General features: G+C 40.0%; 7 protein-coding genes. All 7 read right to left on the reverse strand.

Translation table 11 applies throughout. From position 1 onward, the window contains the following. Window positions 1-6: 6 nt before the first annotated feature. A complete protein-coding gene (locus ACIQXV_RS28170; protein WP_402965210.1) occupies window positions 7-1,095 on the reverse strand; it encodes a PIN/TRAM domain-containing protein in 1,089 nt (362 codons plus the stop codon). Between the two features lie 203 nt (window positions 1,096-1,298). Beyond that, window positions 1,299-2,372: a DNA integrity scanning diadenylate cyclase DisA gene (disA, locus tag ACIQXV_RS28175; protein WP_402965212.1), complete on the reverse strand. Its 1,074-nt coding sequence runs from the start codon at window positions 2,370-2,372 to the stop codon at window positions 1,299-1,301. Window positions 2,373-2,427: 55 nt separating this feature from the next. Further along, window positions 2,428-3,807 (reverse strand): DNA repair protein RadA, encoded by a 1,380-nt coding sequence (gene radA, locus ACIQXV_RS28180; protein WP_402965215.1) that lies wholly within the window; start codon window positions 3,805-3,807, stop codon window positions 2,428-2,430. 112 nt (window positions 3,808-3,919) lie between these two features. Beyond that, window positions 3,920-6,361: an ATP-dependent protease ATP-binding subunit ClpC gene (clpC, locus tag ACIQXV_RS28185; protein ID WP_402965217.1), complete on the reverse strand. Its 2,442-nt coding sequence runs from the start codon at window positions 6,359-6,361 to the stop codon at window positions 3,920-3,922. Between the two features lie 17 nt (window positions 6,362-6,378). Then, window positions 6,379-7,449: a protein-arginine kinase McsB gene (gene mcsB / locus ACIQXV_RS28190; protein ID WP_402965220.1), complete on the reverse strand. Its 1,071-nt coding sequence runs from the start codon at window positions 7,447-7,449 to the stop codon at window positions 6,379-6,381. Between the two features lies 1 nt (window position 7,450). Beyond that, window positions 7,451-7,999: a protein-arginine kinase activator protein McsA gene (gene mcsA, locus ACIQXV_RS28195; protein WP_402965223.1), complete on the reverse strand. Its 549-nt coding sequence runs from the start codon at window positions 7,997-7,999 to the stop codon at window positions 7,451-7,453. A gap of 25 nt (window positions 8,000-8,024) precedes the next feature. Continuing rightward, complete coding sequence (locus ACIQXV_RS28200; RefSeq protein ID WP_402965225.1) at window positions 8,025-8,486, reverse strand: CtsR family transcriptional regulator; 462 nt, start codon at window positions 8,484-8,486, stop codon at window positions 8,025-8,027. Window positions 8,487-8,929: the final 443 nt, after the last annotated feature.

Below are 8,929 nucleotides of genomic sequence, written 5' to 3' on the forward strand. Positions count from 1 at the left end.
GTCCAGCTACAGCGCTTTTTCTAACAATTTCGGTTTGGCAAAAATCATTCTGCCTGCCGATGTCTGAAGAACACTCGTCACAAGAACCTCGATTCTTTTGCCGATATATTCTCTTCCTTCTTCGACAACAATCATCGTTCCATCATCTAAATAGGCAACACCTTGATGATACTCTTTACCATCCTTGATCACTTGAACGGTTAATTCTTCACCAGGAAGGACGACCGGCTTCACGGCGTTTGCCAAATCATTGATGTTCAACACAGTGACATTCTGCAGTTCACACACTTTATTCAAGTTGAAATCATTCGTTACGAGGATGCCATTTGTTAATTTCGCTAGTTTCACGAGCTTCGAGTCTACTTCGCTAATTTCTTCAAAATCGCCCTCATAAATTTCTACCTTGATTGCGAGTTCCTTTTGAATCCGATTCAATATATCCAAGCCTCTGCGGCCGCGGTTTCGTTTCAACACATCGGAAGAATCAGCGATATGCTGCAGCTCCTCAAGAACGAACTGCGGGATAACAATCGTACCTTCCAAAAATCCCGTCTGACAAATATCCGCCACACGCCCATCAATGATGACGCTGGTATCTAATATTTTTAAATCCTTGCCGGCTGACTTTTCGGATTCCTCTTCCCCAGACTTTTTCTTGTTTCCGCGATTACCAAAAAGACCTAACAGCTCATCCCTCTTTTTAAAACCTACCTGGAAGCCTAAATAGCCGAACAAGAGAGTCAGCAAGATGGGAGCCACCGCATTTAAAAATTGTACTTGGACGGCATTAAGAGCAAAGCCAATCAAAAAGGCCACGATTAAGCCAAAAATTAGGCCAACACTTCCAAAAAGCACGTCTGTTACAGGAATCTTCACTAAAGAATCTTCTAACCATTTAATAAAATTAAAGACATAATCTACTGCCCAAAAGGTAATAAGATAAAAAATGATAGCACCTAAAATAGCAGTGACATATGAATTATTAATCAGTGGAATGTCATTTAAATGAATTAATCTAAACAATTCCGGTAATAAAAGTATTCCAAGCGTACCACCGATAATGAGGAAGCAAGCTTGCACAATTCGTTTTAACATTCCATCACCTCCTCTAATTCATTATAAACATATTCCCAAAATTGAAACCTTGATTTGGTGATTATTTTTCCAAATTGTAAACGATTTGAAATAAATCAGTTATGTTAAATTCTTACTCCTCATAGGGTAGCATCTGAAAAAATTTGTGTCAAACAAATTGAAATTTCCCATTTTAGCACAGGCAATTAAGTTTTTCAATGCTTTTATAGCTGACGATCTGTATATAGCCGCTCTTTTATTAATTTGAAACCTTCTTTTATTTTTTTCGCACGAACTTCGCCAATTCCTTCTACATCATCCAGTTCTTCCACTGTGGCGGAGATAATTTTCGACAGTTCACCAAAAGAACTGATGAGATTTTCAATAATTATCGTTGGCAGTCTCGGAATCTTATGCAGGATCCGATAGCCTCTTGGGCGTTTATTTTCATCAAGATGGACATAGCCAAGATAGCCCAATAATTTTAATAAAACCATATCCTCAATGGTCCCGCTTGTCGTCAATGCTTGCATTCGCTGCAGGACATCCCGGGCCTTAATATCCCGTTCGAAGGCGTAATCTTTCATAATCAGCATTGTCTCTTCTTCTAAATCTGTTAAAATTTCATTCATTTGCAAGCGAATAAGACGCCCTTCTGTCCCCAGTTCATGCAGAAAGGTTACTAGTTCATTTTTAATCTTTAACACCATTTCAAAACGATGAAGGACAAGTAAAAAGTCGTTATATGTAACGGATTCCTCGAACTCTAAAATACTTAAATTGGTAATGCTTTGCTCGAGCACGACCTTATACTTCTCAAGCGTTTGAATGGCTTGATTGGCTTTTGTTAAAATGACAGCAATGTCTTTTAATGCATAGCGAAAATTCCCTTGATATAAGGTAATCACATTTCTCCTTTGTGAAATGGCTATGACTAAGGCTTTTGTTTGTTTGGCTACTCTCTCAGCCGTGCGATGCCTCATCCCTGTTTCGGATGAGGGTATTTCTGAATTTGGTGCAAGTTGGGCATTAGCAAAAAGGATTTTGTTTCCTAATTCATTTAAGATGATGGCACCATCCATTTTTGCCAGTTCATATAAAAAGCTCGGCGAAAAAGGGCAATTAATTGCAAAGCCGCCATCGACAATGCTTTTTACCTTTTCGTTATAGCCAACAACAATAAGCCCTCCTGTATTTGCCCTAAGAACATTATCGATTCCCTCGCGAACCGGTGTCCCAGGTGCTAAGAATTGTAAAACATCACTGACAGATTGTTCACCAAGCTTTTTATTTTCCATCTGTTACCCTCCCAACGCTGCTTGCAGTGCCTCACTAGCGGTCGAGACACCCATTTTAGAATGGCATAGCATTAAAAACCCTATCAATGACCTCAGAAAGCGTATTACATGGAATTACACTTATTTGTTTGAACACAGATGGATTTTTTAGTGCATTTTTAGCTACATACACTTTCTTAAATCCCATTCTTTCTAATTCCTTTACTCTGGATTCAAGAGCTGGTACTTTCTTTAATTCGCCAGTTAGACCAATATCGGCAATAAATACAGTATCATTCGGGATGCCTTTATCTTTATAGGATGATACAATACTCATCAACGCTGCAAGATTACTGGATTGCTCTTTTAATCGAATTCCACCAGTGGTCTTAATAACCACATTTTGGTTGAGCATTTGAAGGCTTGCTCTTTGTTCTAGAATAGCAGTTAACGTGCTTATTTGGTCTTTTCTCATACACTCCCCCACTCTTGATGGATAAGGTGTAAATGTTGGTGAGACCAAACTTTCTATTTCTACAATAATGGGTCTGGTACCCTCTTTGATGACAGTTAAAGCACTTCCACTAACAGCTCCATCCCTTTGAGTCATAAAAAATTCAGAAGGATTATCTATTCCAACCATTCCAGACTCAGTCATAGCGAAAAATCCCATTTCTCCTGTGCTGCCATAACGATTTTTACTTGACGAAAGTGCTTTTAGTTCTTCACCTTGTTCTCCGTCTATGATTAAGACGGCATCTACTAAGTGTTCTAACGCCCTTAATCCAGCGAGTTCGTCATCTTTTGTCATTTGCCCCACCATAATCACCGCACGTGGTCTATCGGGGCTTTTAGCCACTTTTAAAAGCTCATTTGCACACTCCATTGTCTGTGTTGGGGAGCCGGGACGGGAGTTGTATTCTTCCAGAACAAAGGTCTGAATGCTATCTATTATAATTAAGTCGGGATCTACTTCTTCAATACAAGCAAGGACATTATTTAAACTTGTGTCAGAATTCACAAATATATTATTATCTACATTCGGTAAAATCCGCTCAGCTCTTCGTTTGATTTGGCTGTCGCTCTCTTCTCCCGAAGCATACAACACCTTATACCCCTTTTCCGCAAGGTCTTGGGATACTTGTAAAAGAAGAGTGGACTTTCCTGCACCTGGTTTAGCGGTAATAATCGTGATGGAGTCTTTGACAATTCCACCACCCATTACTCTATTAAATTCACCAATATCGGTGATAATTCTATCGCTATTTTGCGATTTAGCTTCTGTTAGTCTTTTAACTGAGGCAATCCCCTTTGATACTTTTGTTGCAGTCGATTGTTTTTCATTATTTCCTTCTTCAAGGGTACTCATTGAGCCACAAGAATTACAAAATCCTTGCCATTTGGGGTGTGGATGACCACAACTGGAACATACATAGACCGATGTTTTCTTTGCCATTGTTTTGCACTTCCTAATTAAGATCCTTATATTGCTTAAGAAACGAAAAAAGAGGCACACGGGTTGACTTTATTCACGTGTACCTCATTCTTGTGTTTTTAAGCACCTAGAGTTATTTTACTAAGCTTGTTTTTTCTGCCATTCTTACAACGAATTCACCATTATCCACATCAATTATAGCATGTTGGCCTGTTAATAAGGTTCCTTTTAATAATTCTTCAGATAGACGGTCTTCAATATGCTTTTGTATGGCCCGTCTCAATGGTCTTGCCCCATATTCAGGGTCGTACCCTTCTTGAGAAATTTTCCCTTTTGCGGCTTCTGTTAACTCTAAAGAAATATCTTGTTCTTTTAAACGCTTGATTAACTGGTCTGACAGCAAAGTAACAATTTCATTAAGATGCTTTCTCTCTAAGGCATGGAAAACAATGATTTCATCGATACGATTCAAGAATTCCGGACGGAAGGCTTTTTTCAATTCCTCCATCACTTTTCCCTTCATATCTTTGTAATCCTGCTCACCATCCTGAATATTAAAGCCAACATATTTGTTTCGTTTTAGTGCTTCTGCACCGACATTGGATGTCATAATCAAAACAGTATTTCGGAAATCAACTGTTCTGCCCTTTGAATCCGTTAGGCGGCCATCTTCAAGTACTTGAAGCAGGATATTAAATACATCTGGATGTGCTTTTTCAATTTCGTCGAGCAGTATGACAGAATATGGTTTTCTACGGACTTTTTCCGTTAATTGTCCGCCTTCCTCATAGCCTACATATCCTGGAGGTGACCCAACTAATCTCGAAGTGGAGTGCTTCTCCATATATTCAGACATATCAATGCGGATCATCGCATCATCATCACCAAACATAGCTTCTGCAAGAGCACGTGCTAATTCTGTTTTCCCCACCCCTGTTGGTCCAAGGAAGACAAAGGAACCAATTGGGCGTTTCGGATCTTTTAACCCTGCTCTTGCCCGGCGAACCGCCTTTGAAACCGCCTTGACGGCTTCTTCCTGGCCGATAATCCGGGAATGAAGCACTTCTTCCAAATTAAGCAGCTTAGCTGTTTCAGTTTCAGCAAGCTTGGAGACAGGAACACCGGTCCAGCTTGATACAACACTGGCGATATCTTCAACAGTAACTTCATTGTTCTCTTTACCTTGCTTTTCCTTCCACGTTTTCTTCGTTTCTTCCAGTTGCTCTCGAAGACGCTGTTCCGTATCCCTTAATGAAGCAGCCTTTTCAAATTCTTGGCTTTGGACGGCCGCATCCTTTTCTTTACGCACTTCCTCAAGTTTTACCTCTAATTCTTTTAAATTAGGAGGAGTTGTATAGGAGCGAAGTCGTACCTTTGACCCCGCTTCATCGATTAAGTCAATTGCTTTATCCGGAAGGAACCGGTCTGATATATATCGGTCTGAAAGCTTAACCGCTGCTTTAATGGCTTCATCCGTAATGGAAACACGGTGATGGGCCTCGTAGCGGTCACGCAACCCTTCCAAAATTTGAATAGATTCTTCAGCGGTTGGTTCGTCAACGCGAATTGGTTGAAACCGTCTTTCTAGTGCTGCATCTTTTTCAATATATTTACGATATTCATCAAGAGTCGTTGCCCCAATACATTGAAGCTCCCCACGGGCAAGCGATGGTTTTAAAATATTGGAGGCATCGATCGCACCTTCCGCCCCACCGGCACCAATTAATGTATGAAGCTCATCAATAAATAAGATGATATTTCCGGCCTGCCTGATCTCATCCATTACCTTTTTCAAGCGATCCTCAAATTCACCACGATATTTTGTTCCGGCTACAACGGTTCCCATATCAAGGGTCATTACCCGTTTATCACGAAGAATCTCAGGTACTTCATTGTTCACAATTTGTTGGGCAAGCCCTTCTGCAATGGCCGTTTTACCGACACCCGGCTCACCGATTAATACAGGGTTATTCTTGGTCCGACGACTCAGCACCTCAATGACACGCTGAATTTCTTTACTTCGTCCAATCACAGGATCTAGGCTGCCTTCTCTAGCAATAGACGTTAAATCTCTTGCAAGTCCATCAAGTGTTGGAGTATTCGCACTAACAGATGCCCCGCCCTGATGGCCGCCGGATTCATTGCTGCCTAATAATTGGAGTACCTGCTGGCGTGCCTTATTTAAGCTAACTCCAAGATTATTAAGTACTCGGGCAGCAACTCCTTCTCCTTCACGGATTAAACCAAGGAGAATATGCTCTGTTCCAACATAGGAATGTCCTAATTTTCGTGCCTCATCCATTGATAATTCAATGACTTTTTTCGCTCTAGGAGTATAGTGAATCGTTTGAGAAGCTTCTTGTCCCTTACCAATTAAGTTTTCCACTTCTTTTTGGATTTTGTCAGAACCTAAACCAAGCCCATATAATGCTTTCGCTGCAATTCCTTCACCTTCACGAACTAACCCTAACAAAATATGCTCAGTTCCAATATTATTGTGTCCAAGGCGAATCGCTTCCTCTTGTGCCAAAGCAAGAACCTTTTGTGCTCTTTCGGTAAATCGTCCAAACATCATATTCTCTTCCTCCTCACCTATTTTCCATTCTCCATTTTTATTCGATCCCTAATGAGTGCCGCCCTTCTAATATCCCTTTCATGCGGTCGTAATGAACCGCCGGCATATTGCTGAAGGAAACCCGGCTGGGTCAAAATCATTAATTCATTTAAAATTGTTTTAGGCATATTTTCGATAAACCCCATATCAATTCCAAGCCTAACATCTGATAAACATCTTGCCGCTTCCTTCGATTCAATAATTCGACTATTAGATAATACTCCTAAGGAGCGGTACACCCTGTCTTCTAATTGTATGTTCGAAGTTTTTCGTAATGCTTCACGGGCTGACCTTTCTTGTGAAATTAGCTGGCCCACGACCCCCTTTAGATCACGGCTGATATCCTCTTCCGATTTTCCAAGAGTTATTTGATTGGAGATTTGAAAAATATTCCCCAGCGCTTCACTGCCCTCACCATAAATCCCTCTTACGACAAGCCCTAATTGATGAATAGCCGGAATGATTCGATTAATTTGCTGAGTTAAGATTAACCCTGGCAAATGCATCATAACGGAAGCACGGAGTCCTGTTCCCACGTTGGTCGGACAGCTTGTTAAATAGCCGTGTTTTTCATCAAAGGCATATTGAATATTCCCTTCAAGCCAATCATCTATCTCATTTGCGGCATCCAATGCTTCCGATAATTGTAAACCAGGAAATAAGCATTGAATTCGGATGTGATCTTCTTCATTAATCATAATACTAACTTCTTCGTTTTCGGTTAATAGAACGGCACCATGTGGTGAATCTTCAGCTAGCTTTGGGCTAATCAAATGCTTTTCTACTAATACTCTTTTCTGGAGGGGCTGCATTTCTTCAATTTTCAATAATTCCATCTGCCCAAATTTTTGCACAGCGGTTTTTCCTAAAATTTCTTCCATATTTACAATAATCATTTTAGCTTCTTCATGTGAAAAAACAGTAGGAAATTTATAGTCTTCAATGTTTCGCGCCAAACGGATTCGGGAGCTAAGAACAATATCTGAATCAGGTCCTTCCTCGCTCATCCAGGAGCTAACGGCAGACCTTAGAAAACGTTCAAGTGACACGTTATTCCCCTCCCTCAGCGCTTGCGGCTAATTTTTTCTCTAATGTACGTATTTCATCGCGAATCTCCGCTGCCCTCTCAAATTCTTCATGGGTGATGGACTCTTTTAAGTCACTTTTCAGCTCTTCAATCTGTTTTCGAAGATGAATCCCACCGCCCATTCTTTTTGGGATTTTCCCGTTATGTGTCCAATTCCCGCTATGAAGCCGCCTTAATACAGGCTTTAGCTGGTCTTTAAACGCCTCATAGCAATGAGCACACCCAAAACGGCCTATCTTTAAAAACTGTGGAAATGTCATGGAACAATGCTGACACTGAAGAATTTCCTCCTGATGGAACGGGCTTTGGCTTGGCTTTTGAAAAGTAGGATCAATATTTAATAAGCCCGCTAAAAGATTATTAAACGCAAAACCTGATTCTCCATTAAAGATAAACATTTCACCTTTTTCCTGAGCACATTTCTCACAAAGATGCACTTCTGTTTTTTCTCCATTAATGATTTTTGTAAAATGAAGTGCTGCAGGCCTTTGATTGCATTCTTGGCAAATCATATTTTCACCTCTCCGGCTGCGCTAGTTATTTATATTTTAAAGATGTTAACATTGCTTTTAGCATTCTTGCTCTTAATTCATCTCGGAATGGCAGATCAATATATAATACGGAACGATCAATGACACTTAACATAATTTTCGCCTCTCGTTTTGTAATGATCTCCTCTTGGACAAGCCTGACAATGACATCCTCGGCACTTGTTTGACTAATCCGAGTTTGAAATAGTGACAGCAAATGATCGATTAAATGGGCAAAGTCGTGGGATTGAACCTTCATAATCCGAATATATCCACCGCCGCCCCGTTTACTCTCAACAACATATCCTCTTTCAATCGTAAAACGAGTATTTATAACATAATTGATTTGTGAAGGAACACATTGGAATTTATCCGCGACTTCACTTCGCTTAATTTCAACAAGATCCTCTTCACTCAATTCCAAAACCTGCTTTAGATATTTTTCAATAATATCGGAGATGTTTCTCATCTTCCCACCCCCCATCTTCTGACTTTGACTATATTTGACTTTAATTATACTGAAATTTTTATGTAGATGCAACGATTCACTACTATTGATTTTCTCCAAATTTCACGGGTGTGAAACCTGTGAATTGTGGTAAATAACTACTAAATATGTAATGATTCATAAATTTTGAAGGCAGAACGTAAAAAATTCAGGCATTTGCCTGAATAAAAGTAACTTTTTTGCCTTTTATACTTTCCTTAATGGAATTCTAAATATACTTTCGGTCTGAAAGGAGTTTACTTTCCGGTTTTGGCTATTTACTTTCCAGTTTCGGATATTTACTGTCCACTTTTCTGATTTTACTTTCCACTTTCACTTATTGGACACAAAAAAGACAACCAATACAGGTTGTCTTTCATTTGCCTGGCAACGTCCTACTCTCACAGGGACGCATGTCCCAACTA

The sequence above is a fragment of the Neobacillus sp. NPDC097160 genome (genome assembly GCF_044762155.1).
Classification (GTDB): domain Bacteria; phylum Bacillota; class Bacilli; order Bacillales; family Cytobacillaceae; genus Neobacillus.